Here is a 15,693-nt window from a genome sequence, read left to right on the forward strand (position 1 = left end):
GGAGCTGCGACTTTCTGCACGGCTTTGGGGTTCTTGGAACCAACGGTAGGGGCGGGGGCGGGAGCGGCCTCACCAGCCAGGGCGCGCTGACCGAGTCGGCGGGCGCTGAGCTGCTGGTGAAGAAGCTGGCCGTGGTTGTGGCTGAGCTCAATGCCGGTGCGGAGCGCGCCGTCATAGTAGGTGGGCAGGATCGCCTCAAATGCGGCGGGATATTGATCGGCGCGCAGGACATCCAGCGCGAGAGTGACCTCGCCGATGTCACCGTGCTCGGTGCCGATCCAGTGATCCAGCGCACGCGCGAGGCGGGCCTGGTTGGGCGTCTGCGCCACCAGGGTGTAGCTGGCCGGGGCTACGAGCAGGATGCCCGTGCCGCCTTCCGTAAGGAAACGGCCCCGCAGCACGCCGGGATTCGGCATGACGATGCGATCAAAGCGGCCAGTAATCTTGCCCGCGCGGAGGAAGGGGTACTGGTCGCCAAAGGACACATGCTTGTTCAGCGCCGCGATGCGGAGCGTGCCGTCCAGATGCGCGGTGCCGTGCACGGTGAGGCGGTCAAAGCGTCCGGGGCCAGCCACTTCAATGAGAAGCGTGCCGCTGGAGGTCTGGGTGTAGTTTCCGCCAATCGTGAGGTGGCCGATGGAGTTGCCGGGGCTCACGGTGTCGGCGTTGTGGACGTTGCCGGAGATGTATCCGTTGCCGCCGAGCAGGGCCCCGTGGGAAACATGGACCTGTGGGGTCATGAGGTTTCCGTTCACAAGCAGACTGCCGCCAGTGACGGAGGTGGTGCCTGCCAGGAAGCTCGTCCCGTTGAGCACCGTGGTGCCGCCCTGGAACTGCGCGTTCTGGAAGTCGTAGAAGGAGTGGTTGAAGATGAAGCGTCCGCCCGCACCTGGATTGACGACCAGGGTGTTGGCTCCTGTACCACCGTGGACGTCGCCCACGATGGCCGCTTCTCCGCCGAGGATGGAGAGGGCATCGTCGCCCTCACCGAGATCGATGGCCTTGCTGCCGCCGCTGATCACGGTGCCGCGGTTCGTTATGATGTCGGCGCCGCCGCCGGTCTCGATGGTGGTGACGCCACTCGCGCCTCGGATGACGCCGCCGGCGTTGTTGATGAGGGTGTCGCCAAAGGTGCCGATGATTTTGATGGCGTAGCCGTTCTTGCCCTGGATCAGGCCGCTGTTGGTAATGCTGGTGGCGCTGAGAGCGTTGCCGCCGCTGGAGTCGTCTACCAGGATCCCGTTGCCCGCTGCGGAGGTGTTCGTGGGGTTTTCACCAATGATCTGGCCGCCCGCGAGGTTCACGATGGTGCCGCCGCCGATGGAGACGCCTTCTGCATTGTTGGAACGGTTGTCGCTGTCATTGACCCCGCCAGCGCCGATGCCTTTGATGATGCCGCTGTTGGTCAGGTGCAGGATGCCGTCCACGTCCACGCCGTCGCCATCGCCCACCTGGTACTGGGTGTCGTAGGAGCCGGTGATGGTGCCGCTGTTGTTGACGGTGACTACGGAGCCGAACTCATCGATGTTGATGCCTGCCCCGTTCACGCCGACGAGCTTGCCCCCGGCGAGGTTCGTGATGTTCACGGTGATGTTGACACCTTCGCCGCCGGTGATGCCGTGGCGGCCGGAGATGGTGCCGGAGTTTGTGATCTGCACGCCGGTCTTGTCACGCACGTCGATGCCGTCGCTGCCGCTGGCCTGAGTGAAGTCGTTGTCGTCCACGTCGGCCACCGGCGTGGCCTGAATGAGGCCCTGGTTGGTGATGACCGCGTTGGTGCCGGGGCGGATCGCGTCTTCGCCCGTGGACTTGATGGTGCCCGTCAGGTAGTTGTTGATGATGGCCTTGCCGGTGGTGATCGCGTTGAAGTCGAGGGCCTGGTTGGCACCGATGGATTCGATGGCCCCGTAGTTGTCGAGCGTGATCTTGGAGCCCGCCACATTCACCCGGATGGTGTCTCCGTTTTGGGTCGTGATGGTGCCCGTGGTGCTGTTGGTGATGTTGATCGTGGCGATATTGCTGCCGCCTGTATTGTCGATGCCGCGTCCCGTACCCGTTTGGGAAATGGTCCCGTTGTTGTCGAGGGTCACGATCCCCGTGCCGGTGATGCCGACGGCCGTGGTGCCGCCGCTGATGGAGAGGGTGCCAGTGGCCTGGACCGTGCCCGTTTCACCGGCGGCGAGGGTCTTGGCGTTGGGGTCGGTGACACCGGCGTTGACGGTGAAGTTGGCGGCCTGGATGGCAGGCATCGGCAGGGCGAACAGTCCGGTGACTGCCAGCCCTTGGAGTAAGCGGGAGTGCTTCATGGGAGGATGGGTTGAGGATGAACCCGGTCCCTAATACCGCCCTCCCCCAGGGTGAAAGCGGGGACGGGTGACGATTCCGTCGCATGAATTGGGGTCTCGAAGGCGCGGTTGAACGAAAGCCGGGTTCGCCTGCGTATGGGGAAAACAGCGCACCCTGCTCTCCTCATGAACCGTCTCTTCCTCCCCACGCTGGCCTTGCTCGCCAGCGCCTCTGGCTTGTCTGCCGAGATCAAGCTCTCCAAGCTCTTCACCCCGCACATGGTGCTTCAGCGCGAGATGGCCGTCCCCATCTGGGGCACGGCATCACCCGGGGAGAAGGTGGTCGTGAAGTTCCGGAACCAGGAAAAAACCACGCAGGCCGATGCGGCGGGCAAGTGGTCGGTGAAGCTGGACGCCCTGAAGCCCGGTGGACCGGATGTGCTGATGATTGGCGAGAAGAAGATCGATGACGTGCTGGTGGGAGATGTGTGGGTTGGCTCCGGCCAGTCCAACATGGAGATGCCGGTGACGCGATACTCTGCGGATGACGCCGTGCTGGCGGAGGCGGCCAAGCAGACCTATCCCAAGCTGCGTCTTATGAAAAAGGGGCCCGGGGACGTATGGCAGGAGGCCACGCCTGAGACGATCGCACCATTTAGCGCCCTGCTGTTCTCCTTTGGTCATCCCTTGCAGAAGGAGTTGGATGTCCCTGTAGGCCTCATGGTGGGCGCGGTGGGCGGCACGCCCTCGGGTTTCTGGCTCAGTGAGGAAATGTATCGCTCGGATGCCGAATGCGCCGCGGCCGCTAAGAAGTTCGCGGAAACCTACGACTACCCCGCAGAGAAGGCCAAGTACGACGAACTGAAGACCAAGTATGATGCGGAACTGGCCGTCTGGAAACCTCTGGCCGAGGCGGCCAAGAAGGAAGGGAAACAACCGCCGCCCGGTCCCAAGAATCCGCAAGCGGTTTCTCCAGCGGGAGAGCCCATCAACGGGAAGGTGGGGAATCTCTTTGAATCTTTCATTCGCCCTTATGTGGGCTACGGCATCAAAGGGGTGCTCTGGGATCAGGGAGAGAGCCGCACCGCCATCACCGGGGTGGATCAAGTGACGCTGATGAAGGCGCTCATCAAGGGTTGGCGCAAGGACTGGGGGCAGGGAGATTTCCCGTTCCTCTATGTGCAGAAGCCCAGCGGTGGCAGCCCTGCGTGGGACCCGACGAATCCGGTCACTGCAAAGGCCAATGCCTTCGCGCCCCAGCCCAGAAGCCTGCCGTTCCCGCCTGACCCAACCTATTCCTATGAGGCGCATCTGAAAATCATGAACAACCCCAACACGTTCATGGTCACGAGCACCGATCTGGGCCCGGGCGTCCATCCCGTGAACAAGTCCGGCTACGGTGCCCGCGGCGCCCAGATCGCCATGGCGGCCGTGTATGGAAAGAAGCAGGAGATCTACGGCCCGCTCTATGCGGGGCATGAGGTTCAGGGTAATAAAGTGCGCATCCGCTACACCCATGTCGGCAAAGGGCTGGCGGTGAAGCATGCACCGCAGCTCCAGGGTTTCTTGATTGCGGGCGAGGACAAGAAGTTCGTCTGGGCGGACGCGGTCATTGAAGGCAACGAAGTCGTGGTTTCAAGCCCAACCGTGCCCGCGCCGAAGGCCGTGCGTTATGCCTGGAGCTACCAGTTCCCTTGGGCGAATTTGTTCAATCTGGATGGATTGCCTGCGCAGCCGTTCAGGACGGATGAGCCGGCTGCGCCGGAGACGAAAGACTAGAAGACAAAAGACAGAAGACCTGAGAGCTATTGGCAGCTGTTCGTAGTACAAACTTTAGTTTGCTCAGTCGATCGAGAGTAGTGCGAACTGAGCAAACTAAAGTTTGTACTACGAACAGAACCTCGCTGCGGCAGAGGAAAGTAGTGCAGGTCCCGCATGCGGGATCGGTATTGTAAAACGTGAGTCAGTGCGACTGACGAGCTAAAGCTCTTTACTACTTTTTCATGCCCTTGACTTCAGGTCTGACGTCTGGAGTCTGGCAGTCTGGTGTCTAGTGCATATTTCCTTCATGCCGCGCTCTTTCTCGATCACCTCAAACGCCACCTCCAGAAACTTCGGAATGAGCGCCATGTTGCTCATGGTATGACGGCTCAGGGCGAAGGTGGTGAAGGAGCCTTTGCCAGCGAGGGCGAGGGGCAGTAGGAGTTGATCAGCCAGGTGCACGCCGACAGGGGCATCGTTTTCCAGGTACTTGGCCAGGCCTTTGGCGGCGGAGGAGCCGACCTGCTCGGCAGAGCGTCCCATCTGGGCCACGGAGGAGCAAATTTCTGTGATGTGCTCGAACCGGGCACCCAGCATGACGATGTTGCCAGGGCCGGTGCTTTCGGGCACGGCGCGAACGTTCACGGTATCCGGTTCCCAGCCCAATGAGCCCAGCACGGTTTTCAGCTCACGTTGGACAATCCCTCCATCGAGGTGGGCGTTGAGCACCGTGCCGAACTTGGTCACCAGATCCCCGCGTTCATGCAGATCGAGCTTCTTCCACTTCTTCACCGGGGTGATGGAGGCGTGGAGAATTCCGCCGCCCGATTGCATGAAGCCGGGACGGCCAAGGGCGACGGACGCTTTCACCCCCATGCGGTGTAGCACCGGGAGGAAACACTCTTCAATGAACTCGAACGGCGGAGCGAGCGGGTTGTGGGTGCCACCCTCGATGCGCACCGTGCTGGGGCCGGGAGCATGAAGCAGCGCGGGCAGCAGCGTCTGCAGCACCAGGGTGGTGGCCCCGCCGCTGCCGATCGCAAACTGGTAGTCGCCAGCGCGCACGGGACCCGGACGGAACGTCAGCTCCTGGGAACCCAGATGAGCCCCCTCCACCACGGCACCGCTGATCTCCGCCGCCGCGTTCACACAAGTCAGGTGCTGCCGCATGAGCCCCGGTTTGGGCCGGGCTCCGCGGATGCAGGTCATGTGGAAGGCTTTGCCGGTGATCAGGGAGAGCGAGAGCGAGCTTCGGAGAAGCTGGCCGCCGCCTTCAGTGCCGTTGATGGAGAGCAAGAGAGTTATGGGTTAGGAGTTGGAAGTTATGAGTTAAGAGGTAGGTGTGGTGGCTGGTTATCGGGCTGCATGGATGCTGCTCTCACAACCTTTAACATCTAACCCTTAACTTTTGCATTAATCATCCGCTTCGCTCGCATCTTTGATCACGAAGCGGGCCTTCAGTTTGCAGACCGTTTCTGCCAGACCGGCGGTTTCCACCGAGCGCAGGACTTCGTTGAAATCCTTGTACGCGTTCGGGGCCTCGTCGATCGGGTAGGTGCGGCAGTTGGTGAGGATGTCGTGGGTCACGAAGTCGGCGTCCACCAGCTTCTGATCCAGGACACGCCCCGCCTGCTTGCGGCCCATGCAGCGCCCGGCACCGTGGTTCACACTGTAGCAGGACTTCACGGCTCCGGGCTTGGCGACCATGACGACGGAGCCGTCACGCGGGTTGCCAGGCAGGAGGATCGGGTGACCGGTCTCATGAAATGGCGTTTCCTTTAACCCAGGGTGCAGGGCCGGGAAGGCGCGGGTGGCTCCCTTGCGGTGCACCCAGGTGTTGCGTCCCTCCACCAGCTCTTCGCGGGCGATGTTGTGGCTGATGAAGTACACGAGCTCCCCCTGGGTTCCAGGAAGGATTTCCTGAAACGCCTCCAGCACGAGCGAGTTGATGAGCAGGTGGTTCACGGTGGCGAAGTTCGCCCCCATGGCCATGTCATCAAGGTACGCATTGGCCTCCGGCGAACCGAGCGGTGCATACACGAGCTGGCGGTCATCCGCCGGGAACGGCAGCGACCACTGGCGGAAGAAGCTCTCCAGGGACTTGAACTGGCGCGAGGCCAGATCATGACCAAACCCGCGGGACCCGCAGTGGGAGAGGAAGGCCACATGACCATCCTTGAGACCAAAGGCCTCGGCCGCACGGCGCGCCTCGGGCGATCCGTCCGCAAGCTCTACGCGTTCGCATTCCCCGAAGTGGTTTCCTCCACCATAGGACCCGAGCTGCTCCACCTTCTTGTCGAAGTTGGGGTAGCCGTTGAATCGGCGCATCTTCTCAAGGCGCTCGATGAGCGTGGAGACGTTTCCGTCGTGACCGACATGCGCGCTGTCTTCGCAGCGGGCCGTCCATTCCGGCGGGATCCCGAGCGCTTCGCACACTTCCTTGGAGGCACCTTGGGTCACCACCTTTTCACCGAGGTCCCCATTCACACGACGGGACTTCTTGGCCGTGCGCTGACCGCGGCCGGCACCCGTAGGTGTGCGTTCCACGATGGCATTGATGAGGGCACGACGCACCGCCTTGTCGGCGATGGCGTCATCCGGAATGTTCAGCTGGAGCAGGCTCATCGAGCACTTGATATCCACGCCCACCGGGCCTGGATAGATGTGCGTCGGCGAGACCATAACGCAACCCACCGGAGCCCCGTAGCCAGCATGCGCATCGGGGTTGAGCACGAGATCCGTCACCCCTGGAGCGGAGCGGGAGTTGAGGGCCTGCGCCAAACATGTGGCGTCGAAGCCGTTGCGGATGGCCTCCGTTCCGATCACGGTGATCGGCTTGCCTTTGCTATCCCGGGCAGGGAGAATGGCTTCGGCTTCACCAGTGACGTGGAAAGGGGAGATGTGCATTTGATCTGAAGTGTCGGACATATTCTAACGAAGTAGACAAGTTTGGATGGATTGGGCGTGCCTTCTCGGCAGGGAGGCCCTTCTATCAGTTCGGGAGGTGGGCGGATTTCCCACGTATCAGATCTGACTTGTGGCATCATCACATTGCGTAGGCTCCTGGCTGGAGAGTTGCGAGTTTGTGTTGCGGCTCATTCCAGAGTTTGTTTCTCCATTCTGTGTAATCCTTTGCGGAGTCGAAGCCGTCATTGGAACCTTCACCAAAGATGAAGTGATCGTGGAGTCCACCTTTCCATCCAATCACCGGAAAGTGCGCAACAATGCCTTTAGGCTTTGGTGACTTGTAGCACGATACCTTTGCGAGTGTTCGGCTGATGGATCTCTCCCAATTTTCAAGACCTACAATTAGTCCTTTCATGCATAAGGGCATGTTCAATTTCTTCGATCTTGTCTTGGGGACGCGCTTATTGCGAGCCTTGAGGTAAACATCAAACAGTCCACGCTCCGCAGTGAGGGCTAGCCCTACCTCATCTTTCCACTTTGGCCATTCACCTCTGTGAACGACGCGGTGTCGCCCTTCGCGGAGACCTGAGAGCCATCGTGAATTGTAGAGCTTGTCTACCTTGCGGAACAAAAGCTCCCTAAGGGGATGGGAACCTCTCTCCTTTTTCAATCTATTTCGCAAGCTAGTGAGATCGGGCGTTTCTCTATCTGAAGGAGCTTCTTTGAAGATTAACGCCCAGAGCACACAGGCGAGAGCATCAATCGATGAAATGGCCGAAGCAAGGCAAAGATACATGGGGGTTCCTACACTAGTCCATTGATGACGCCCTGTGCAGTTTCCGACGCTTTCGTAGGCGTAAATTGAAATGCTTTTCAAGCGCATCGCCGCTCTACAATGTTCTTTGATGAACTCAGCCAGCCGTTTGTCTGACGCCAATCTTGAAATATCCCCTACTCCATACCCTAAAATGATGGAGTGATATGCAAAATGATCCTTGGTTTCCAAGGGTTGCCCATCCTGCAAACCGAATGCAGTGTCACCCCAGTGGTCTGGCACCAGATTTCGCAACGAAGTATTGGCGTATGTGAATTGCATTGCGGACAATTTTGTTGGGTTGTGAATTTCGGATGTATAGTTCCGAAGTGCAGCAACGCTGAATGAGAAGGGTGTGGGCGGCAAGGAATGGTGAAACGTATTTTTTCCTGCTCTACCATTGAGCTACCCGTGCTGAACCAGCATGAGACGGGAGTCGAACCCGTAACCAAGTAAGATGTAGTTTCCCCGGCATCCGCCCGCGCAAAGCGGGCCACGATGTGGCATTGACATGTTTGAAAAAGGTGACCGCGACAAGGGGTGAAGAAGCTTTGTCGTGCTCTACCGCTGAGCTACCGCAGGGTGTTGAGCCCTGCGAGTGGGGATCGAACCCACGTCCACGCTTTGGTAAAAGGAGCTCCTTCGGGCATTCGCCGTCATTGGAGAAATGGATGTTTGAGTCAGAAAAGGTGCTGGCGACTAGAGTTTGCGAAACACTCCGTATGTAGTTTCGATGGCATTCGTCAGCGTTTTGGGGATGGAAAGGGGTGACGATGACTAGGGTTTGAGGAACAGACTCTGCTGCTCTACCACTGAGCTACCGCCTGTATTGCTACAGAGGGGCGGGAGTCGAACCCGCGACCGGCAGATTGAGATGTAGTTCCTCGGGCATTCATCGTCGTTTGGGGGAAAATCAAGAAGGGGGGATTGGAGGCTGGTGACAAAGGGGTTAATGAGACAGAACAGTTTGCAATGTAGTCTCAAAGGCATTCACCAGCCTCCAAAGGGTTGTTGTGAGAGTGCGCTGGTTAGAGCGGCACCTGGTTGATCTCGCCGACCCAGTGTTCCGGCCCCAGTTCACCCCGGGCGAAGGCGGCGATCACCTCAAAGACCGAGTCCGAGAACCCGCCGATGTTGAGGATGTCCTTTTGTTCCTTCGCTTGCGTAGTGGTGTAGGGCTGGATGTCCAGGCACACGAGCCGTGCTTGCGGGTTACTCTGCTTGAAGAGTGACCATTCCGCCATGGTGCGGGTCGGGCTTCCGCCAAACCGGCCGTGAGCAGGTGTATCCATCCAAGATTCGTTGTCCGAGACATAGATGACCAGGTCTGCCTGAGCCTTCTGGCGGTTGAGTTCCGCCATGGGCGCGCTGCAGTTGGTTCCGCCCGAGGGCAGGGCCATGAGCTTTTCAGCATTGGTCATCACGGAGTCACGCGGGTTCAGGGTCGCTGGCACCACGTTGTCGGAGAACGGCAGCACCACAGAGTTGCGGTTCTGACGCAGGAGGCATGCGGAGACCAGGGCGGCAACGTGCAGGCACGTCACGGCCGAGGTGGCACCCTTGCGGTAGCCGGTTACGGCGGAACGCATGGAGCCGGACACGTCCGGGCAGATGATGACCTTGCCGTTCACTTGGGGCACGTTGGCCGTGGCGTGTTCCATGGCGTCCTGGAGGGCGTCACGGATCTCCGCCGGCACATCCTGCCCAGCGCTGGTGTAGGCCATCAACAACTGGTACGGAAAGGCGCGGGCGCGCTTCACCTGAGTCTCATTGCGGAGCCGGTCTGCCACGAGGGAGACGATCTGCTTGTCTTCAAACACACCGTGCCGGGCAAAGGTGTTCAAGTTCATGCGGGTCATCTGCCAGGGTGCCCGACGGGCAATGGACTTCCACTGGTCCGATGTAAGCGGCAGGGCCGTCAGCATCTGGAAAGGCACATCCGGCACGGGTCCCTGGCGGTCCTTCTTCCAGGCCTCGAACTCACGTACGATGGCCGGGAGGAGATCTGCCGGGTGCTCACGCTCGAGGAGATAACCATAGAGGGCGGCGCGCGCGGCGGTGGCCGGGCGGGGGTGCACCATCTTGATGATGTCTGCCAGGGACGGGGACTGGCCCACGTCGGCACGGAAGAGGTCTTCATCCCGGCGGGACTCGAGCCAGCGACGCACGAGCCGCTTCGGCAGCGTCCCAAGGGACTTGCGACCGGTCACGCCGGAGCGCAGGATCTGGACGAAGTTGCGGAGCATCTTGGCGTCGTCAATCACGCGATCGAAGATCAGCTCCAGCCGGTCCACATCCCGGGAGGCCAGCACCGCGCAGAGCAGCGCGGGCGTGTCCTTCATGAGGCCCTTCTTGCGGCAGTAGAGAGCGGTGCGGGCCAGGAAGTCCGTGGGCGTCTTGACCGCGAGCTGCAGCACGGTTTCGAGCTGAGTTTCGGCCGAGGCGTAGTAGGTCGCGTTAAGGCATCCCGTGGCGGCGAGCTGGGCCAGGGCAGCCCGGTCTTCGAGCTGGTAGGCCACACCGCCGGCCTCGTTCATCCCCGTGGTACGGGGTAGAAGGGCACCGGGTTGGGATTGGAAGAGTTGCTTGTTGGCCATGGTGGCAGATTGCTTAGGTTATTTCAAATTCCGGACTGGACCTTGGAGGCCAGTTTGTCGCTTTCGGTGAGTCCCAACACGAGGGTGGTGGCCTTGCCGGCACCGATCTCGCCGAGGGTCTGGAGGTAGCGGAGCTGGAGCAGCTCCGGGTGGTCGCGCATGAGTTTCGCGGCGTTGGCCAGCGTACGGATGGCGGCAGTTTCGGCCCGGGCCTTTTCCAGCGAGGCGTTTGCCTCCTGGCGCTGCTGCAGTGCGGCCATGAAGGCCTTCTTGAGCTCTGGAGGCAGCATCACGTCCCGGATCTCCACCCGCTCGATTTCCAACCCGAGGGCTGCGGCACGAGGGCGGAGGGCTTCCAGCAAGGCCGAGCCGTGAGACGACTTGGATTTGAGGAAATCTTCCGAGGTGTTGGATCCCACGAGCTCGCGGAGCGCGAGTTGCACTTCCACATAGAGGGTGGCGGCGGGGTCCGCGACGGCGCGGTAGCTCACCAGGGCATCCGCCACGCGGTAGAGCAGCACCGTGCTGATCTTGAGCGCGACCTGGTCCGAGGTAAGAACGTCCTGACCCTGTGTGATGACCTGCTGGATGCGGAGGTCATACTGCACCACCTGGTGGCCGCCCTGCCAGAGACGGTAGCGTCCAGGAGCAAGCGGGCGGACAAACGCTCCATGCTGGAACAGCAGTGCCGCACGAGAGTCCGGAATAGAGAAAGAAAATCCGGCTGCGAGGTGGAGGGTTTCGATGAGGGCCATGGGAGTTTGAGTGAAAGGGAAGATGCGGAGTATTTTGAGGTGCCTCACCCGCAGAGGCCGCGGCTTGGTGCGGAGGGCGGTCCGGCTGACCTTCGGGACTTCCGAAGGTGCCTGAACCGTCCTGCAGGGCACCGGGCCGTTGCTTCCATTCCCGGAGGAACTTCGGCAGGGTCTGCGGATGAGGCAGGGTAGGGATTGCTCCCTTCCAAGTTTCAGTTGGTACCCAAGTGCTCCGATGTGCGTCTTCGTTGGCGATTGCCGCAGAGTCTGCGTGAAGCGTTGGGGTTGTGTCTTCCTATTGCCAGGAGCGTGCCAAGTCGTGCCAACTGGACCCATCAACGCGCTGGAACCCTTGATTTCACTAGGGAAGAAAGCGCACAATTATTTTTCAGGCCCGTTTTGGCCTATCGAGAAAATCCAATCTTGTTTATATACTGGGATAAGAGTATATCCAGACATCGTGTCTGCTCATCGCCCAACCGTTGTCATTGGCTTTATTGGCGTCCAACTGGACCGCGCTCGGGGTCCGGAGCGCTGGTCGAGGTGGCGTCCGACTGTCGGTCTGTGCCAGCATGAGGACCTGCTGGTGAGCCGGTTCGAGCTGATCTTCGATCCCCGGCATGAGCCGCTGGCCAGGGAGGTGATGGCGGACATGAGAACTTGCTCCCCGGAGACGCAGGTGAACCTGGTGCCGATGCCCGTGCGGGATCCCTGGGACTTTCAGGAGGTATATGAGGCGCTCTATGACTGGGTGCGGGCCTATCCTTTTGATGCCGAGGCGGAGGACTACCTCATTCATCTCACCACGGGCACGCACGTGGCGCAGATCTGCTGGTACCTGCTCAATGAGGCCCGGTATCTGCCGGCGCGCATTCTGCAGACGTCGCCCCCGCGGGGGACGAATCGCGGGGACACCCCGGCGGGCGAGTACTCGATCATCGATCTGGACCTCTCCAAGTACGATCGCATTGCGACGCGCTTCGCCCAGGAGCAGGAGCAGACGTTGGACTTCCTGAAGAGCGGCATCGCCACACGCAACCCGGCGTTCAACCGGCTCATCGGTCAGATCGAGCAGGTGGCAGTAAATTCCTCGCACCCGATGTTGCTCACGGGCCCGACCGGGGCGGGCAAGTCCCTGCTGGCCAGCCGCATCTATGAACTAAGGCAGCAGCGCTCCGGGCTGGCGGGAAGGTTCGTGGAAGTAAACTGCGCCACCCTGCGCGGGGACCAGGCCATGTCCGCGCTCTTTGGCCATCGCAAGGGCTCCTTCACCGGAGCCCAAACGGACCGGCCCGGTTTGCTGAAGGAGGCGGACAAGGGGCTTATCTTTCTGGATGAAATCGGCGAGCTGGGCGCGGATGAGCAGGCCATGTTGCTGCGTGCGGTGGAGGACAAGACCTTCCTCCCGCTGGGGTCGGACAAGCCGGTGCGCAGCGACTTCCAGCTCATCGCAGGGACGAACCGCGACCTGCGGGCAGAGGTGGTTCGAGGAACTTTCCGTGAGGACCTGCTGGCCCGCATCAACCTTTGGACCTTCGCCCTGCCGGGGCTGGCAGAGCGGCGGGAGGACATCGGGCCGAACCTCGACTACGAGTTGGAGCGGCTGTCCCGCGGCCAGCGCAAGCAGGTGCGGTTCAACAAGGAGGCGCGCGACCGGTTTCTCAAGTTCGCCCTGAGCGCCGAGGCCAGATGGAGTGCGAACTTCCGCGATCTCAACGCGGCGGTAACCCGCCTGGCCACCCTGGCACCGCGAGGTCGTATCACGGAGGAGTGTGTGGAGGCTGAGATCGGTCGTCTGAAGGACGCCTGGCTACGACCCGGGGAGGAGGGGGAGGCGACCGTGCCTTGCAAGCTCCTTCCTTCCTTGCTGGGTGAAGAGGCCTGTGCGGAGATCGACCCCTTTGACCTAGTGCAACTGGAGCATGTGGTGCAGGTATGCCGGGATTCCGTTTCGTTGTCGGATGCCGGGCGGAAGCTCTTCACGGTGTCGCGGAAATCGAAGGCGAAGTCCAATGATGCCGATCGCCTGAAGAAGTATCTGGCGCGGTTTGAGTTGAGTTGGGCCCGCTGCGCGGGAGACACAAGACGTAAGACCTGAGCTCACGCCGGGGAGAGGACGACGAGCGGAGCGGTTGGTCAAGGTAGTCACAGAGCTTGAGCTCGGAAACTCCACGCCAACGGCTTGATACATAAGAGCCCGGGGTCAGACCGCGAAGCGGTCGCCACCCCGGGTATCGATGCGAGAGCGATGGAACTCCAAGGGAGCTCTAAAGACCGTCCAGATCATCCGGAGACGACCGTCTTGCATGCGGTGGTCACCTCAGGGATGAGGCCACGGTTTGTAGAACTCACTTCGGAGTTCTGGTCCATCTGCTTGTGTACCCAGGGTGGCGGCTCGTGCCTCGCCTGACCCTGGGCTATTTTGTATGACGCCCTTGGCGTCAGAGCGCTCTCATGCGACAGCGGTAACACCTTGGAATGCCTTCGACATGGGCAGAAAATGCGGTGCCGGATGGTGGGCTCTCTTTGCAGCGAATGGATCCAATCTGACTACAGCAACTTCATGCGGCGCAGGAGGGATTTGTCTCTTGAACACCCAATTCCATCCAGTAGCCTTTCGCGCATGCAGGTACCTCTCCTTACCTTGATGGCGATGTTCATCTGGCTTGGTTGCATCGAGTGCCGGGGAGACTCCATCACGATCCCCAAGCACGAGAGAATCATCAACAGGAGGGACCTCCTCGCCGAGACCAACAAGGTGTTGGTGCAAATGAATCATCAGCAACTGTCCATGGATGAGCTATTGGTTCGTCTGGCGCATCGTGCGTGGATTTCTTCGTCCGATCGGGAAGTGGATGTTCGCATCGAACGCTTCCTGAGGGACATTGCAGAGGACCGGAAGTTCCGCTACCCGATGGAGCTTTGTGTTGAGTACATTGGAGAGGGTATCCCTGTTAACGGCAAGGATCTCCGGCTTCCGCCCCATTATGTGCTCTATGTTCACCTACTCAATCACACCCGTGGCAGTGTGGATCGCGAGCGGATTCCACTGAAGATCACCTGGATATCACTCATGATAGCCACCTCTCCCGCTCCATCGCCAGCACCTCAGAAGGGCCGGCGGTCGTCGGGAAGAGGCAAAGCGGCATAAGCCCATTCTTTTTTTGCTTCGCTGCCTTGCTTGTTTTGTGTAGCGTCCTCCCAAATCATTGATGGCGGAGGACGCAGACATCATCGTGTTGGGAGGGGGCGCGTCAGGGCTGGCGGCGGCCTATCTGGCGGCGCGGGCCGGGTTGAAGGTGATGCTGGTGGAGGCGAATGAAACGGTGGGTGGGCTGCTTTCCACGTTCGCGGTGGGCGGCACGCGGCTGGAACACTACTACCACCACTTCTTCTCGCATGATGAGGAGCTGCGCTGGCTCTGTGCGGAGCTGGGCATTGCCGACCGTCTGCACTACCATGCCGCCACGATGGGCATGTATCGAGGAGGCAACCACTATGCCTTCAACAGTCCTGCGGACCTCTTGTTGCGGTTCAAGCCCGTGGATCTGCCGGGGCGATTCCGGTTCGCGGCGACCAGTCTGTATCTGGGTTCCTATGCCGACTGGCGGAACTGGGAGCACATGACGGCGTTGGAATGGTTTCGCCGCTATGCTGGAAGATCTGCCGCCGACGCGATCTGGCGGCCGATGCTGGAGATCAAGTTTGGCCCCTATGCCAGTGAGGTGCCGGTCTCGTGGATGATTGGACGGCTGCGGCAGCGCATGAACTCCCGGGAGCGGGGCGATGAGCGCCTGGGCTATCTGGAAGGCAGTCTGGAGGTGCTCCTGAGGGCGCTCCTGCAACATCTCCAGCAACTGGGCGTGGTGGTGAAAACGAGCCTGCCGGTGGAGGAGTTCGTGGTGGAGAGGGGCGCAGTGCGTGCCATCAAGACGGCGGAGGGGGCTTACTCGGCCCGTCAGTTCTTGTCCTGTCTGCCCACGCCAGTTCTGGCTCGGCTGTTGGCTCCTCATCATGCCGACTATGCCGCGGCGCTGGGGAGAGTGCAGTACTTCGGCGCGGTGTGCACGATCCTGGAGATGAAACAGCCGCTCAGCAACACGTACTGGCTCAATGTGGCGGATGAGGGTTTTCCTTTTGGTGGCGTGATCGAGCACACGAATTTGATCCCGGCCTCGAACTATCAAGGGCGGCATCTCGCCTACCTGTCCCGCTACTTCGAGGCAGGACATGCCTTGTCCAGCCTGTCCAAGGCGGAGGTGGCGGAGACGATGATGCGCCCGTTGTCACGCCTCTATCCGCATTGGAAAGACTCGCACGTGGACAACGTGCATGTCTTCCGTACCAACACGGCCGCGGTGGTTTGTGATCGCGGGTTCTCCCGGAAGGTGCCGCAAGTTGCCACTCCGCTGGGTGGACTGCACGCCATCTCCATGGCGCATGTGTATCCCGATGAGCGCAGTTGTAACAACTCGATCCGGACGGCGGCGGCGGCCCTGCGGAGCATGGGCCACCCGACCGGTGCTCTCCCGCGAGGGCCCAGCCTGGCGGGTCAGATCGGGTTTGCGTGAGTG

General features: G+C 60.7%; 10 protein-coding genes. 4 read left to right on the forward strand and 6 right to left on the reverse strand.

Annotation, left to right across the window (positions count from 1 at the left end):
* Positions 1-2,306 (reverse strand): hypothetical protein (locus BV034_RS00810; RefSeq protein WP_050023149.1); only part of this gene is annotated, 2,306 nt, incomplete at its 3' end.
* A 165-nt stretch (positions 2,307-2,471) separates the two neighbouring features.
* Between BV034_RS00810 and BV034_RS00815 the strand changes: the two genes are divergently transcribed.
* The gene (locus BV034_RS00815; RefSeq protein WP_265592492.1) at positions 2,472-4,064 is read left to right on the forward strand and encodes a hypothetical protein; all 1,593 of its coding nucleotides are present in this window, start codon (positions 2,472-2,474) and stop codon (positions 4,062-4,064) included.
* A gap of 222 nt (positions 4,065-4,286) precedes the next feature.
* Here BV034_RS00815 and rtcA read toward each other — a convergent pair whose 3' ends face one another.
* From rtcA to BV034_RS00835, 5 genes are all read right to left on the reverse strand, one after another.
* Positions 4,287-5,342, reverse strand: coding sequence for an RNA 3'-terminal phosphate cyclase (gene rtcA, locus BV034_RS00820; RefSeq protein WP_050023153.1), 1,056 nt, complete (start codon positions 5,340-5,342; stop codon positions 4,287-4,289).
* A 117-nt stretch (positions 5,343-5,459) separates the two neighbouring features.
* Positions 5,460-6,974: an RtcB family protein gene (locus BV034_RS00825; RefSeq protein WP_050023155.1), complete on the reverse strand. Its 1,515-nt coding sequence runs from the start codon at positions 6,972-6,974 to the stop codon at positions 5,460-5,462.
* A 118-nt stretch (positions 6,975-7,092) separates the two neighbouring features.
* Entirely contained in the window at positions 7,093-8,049 is a 957-nt protein-coding gene (locus tag BV034_RS35525; RefSeq protein WP_265592493.1) for a hypothetical protein, read from the reverse strand.
* 746 nt (positions 8,050-8,795) lie between these two features.
* Positions 8,796-10,364 carry a TROVE domain-containing protein gene (locus BV034_RS00830; RefSeq protein ID WP_050023157.1) on the reverse strand — a complete coding sequence of 523 codons (1,569 nt, stop codon included), beginning with the start codon at positions 10,362-10,364 and terminating at the stop codon, positions 8,796-8,798.
* 23 nt (positions 10,365-10,387) lie between these two features.
* Positions 10,388-11,119: a slipin family protein gene (locus BV034_RS00835; protein ID WP_050023159.1), complete on the reverse strand. Its 732-nt coding sequence runs from the start codon at positions 11,117-11,119 to the stop codon at positions 10,388-10,390.
* A gap of 460 nt (positions 11,120-11,579) precedes the next feature.
* Between BV034_RS00835 and rtcR the strand changes: the two genes are divergently transcribed.
* From rtcR to BV034_RS00850, 3 genes are all read left to right on the forward strand, one after another.
* On the forward strand, positions 11,580-13,217 hold the full coding sequence (gene rtcR / locus BV034_RS00840; RefSeq protein ID WP_050023161.1) for an RNA repair transcriptional activator RtcR: 1,638 nt from the start codon (positions 11,580-11,582) through the stop codon (positions 13,215-13,217).
* Positions 13,218-13,742: 525 nt separating this feature from the next.
* On the forward strand, positions 13,743-14,270 hold the full coding sequence (locus BV034_RS00845) for a hypothetical protein (RefSeq protein ID WP_050023163.1): 528 nt from the start codon (positions 13,743-13,745) through the stop codon (positions 14,268-14,270).
* 61 nt (positions 14,271-14,331) lie between these two features.
* Positions 14,332-15,690: an FAD-dependent oxidoreductase gene (locus tag BV034_RS00850; protein WP_050023164.1), complete on the forward strand. Its 1,359-nt coding sequence runs from the start codon at positions 14,332-14,334 to the stop codon at positions 15,688-15,690.
* The last annotated feature ends 3 nt before the right edge of the window (positions 15,691-15,693 follow it).

Source organism: Verrucomicrobium sp. BvORR034, assembly GCF_000739635.1.
Classification (GTDB): Bacteria; Verrucomicrobiota; Verrucomicrobiia; order Verrucomicrobiales; family Verrucomicrobiaceae; genus Verrucomicrobium.

Excerpts from the sequence above, each read along its gene's own strand:
- BV034_RS00815 (WP_265592492.1), top strand. The coding sequence starts at position 2,472 with ATGAACCGTCTCTTCCTCCCCACGCTGGCCTTGCTCGCCAGCGCCTCT.
- BV034_RS00825 (WP_050023155.1), bottom strand. The coding sequence starts at position 6,974 with ATGTCCGACACTTCAGATCAAATGCACATCTCCCCTTTCCACGTCACT.
- BV034_RS35525 (WP_265592493.1), bottom strand. The coding sequence starts at position 8,049 with ATGCAATTCACATACGCCAATACTTCGTTGCGAAATCTGGTGCCAGAC.
- BV034_RS00830 (WP_050023157.1), bottom strand. The coding sequence starts at position 10,364 with ATGGCCAACAAGCAACTCTTCCAATCCCAACCCGGTGCCCTTCTACCC.
- BV034_RS00835 (WP_050023159.1), bottom strand. The coding sequence starts at position 11,119 with ATGGCCCTCATCGAAACCCTCCACCTCGCAGCCGGATTTTCTTTCTCT.
- BV034_RS00845 (WP_050023163.1), top strand. The coding sequence starts at position 13,743 with ATGCAGGTACCTCTCCTTACCTTGATGGCGATGTTCATCTGGCTTGGT.
- BV034_RS00850 (WP_050023164.1), top strand. The coding sequence starts at position 14,332 with ATGGCGGAGGACGCAGACATCATCGTGTTGGGAGGGGGCGCGTCAGGG.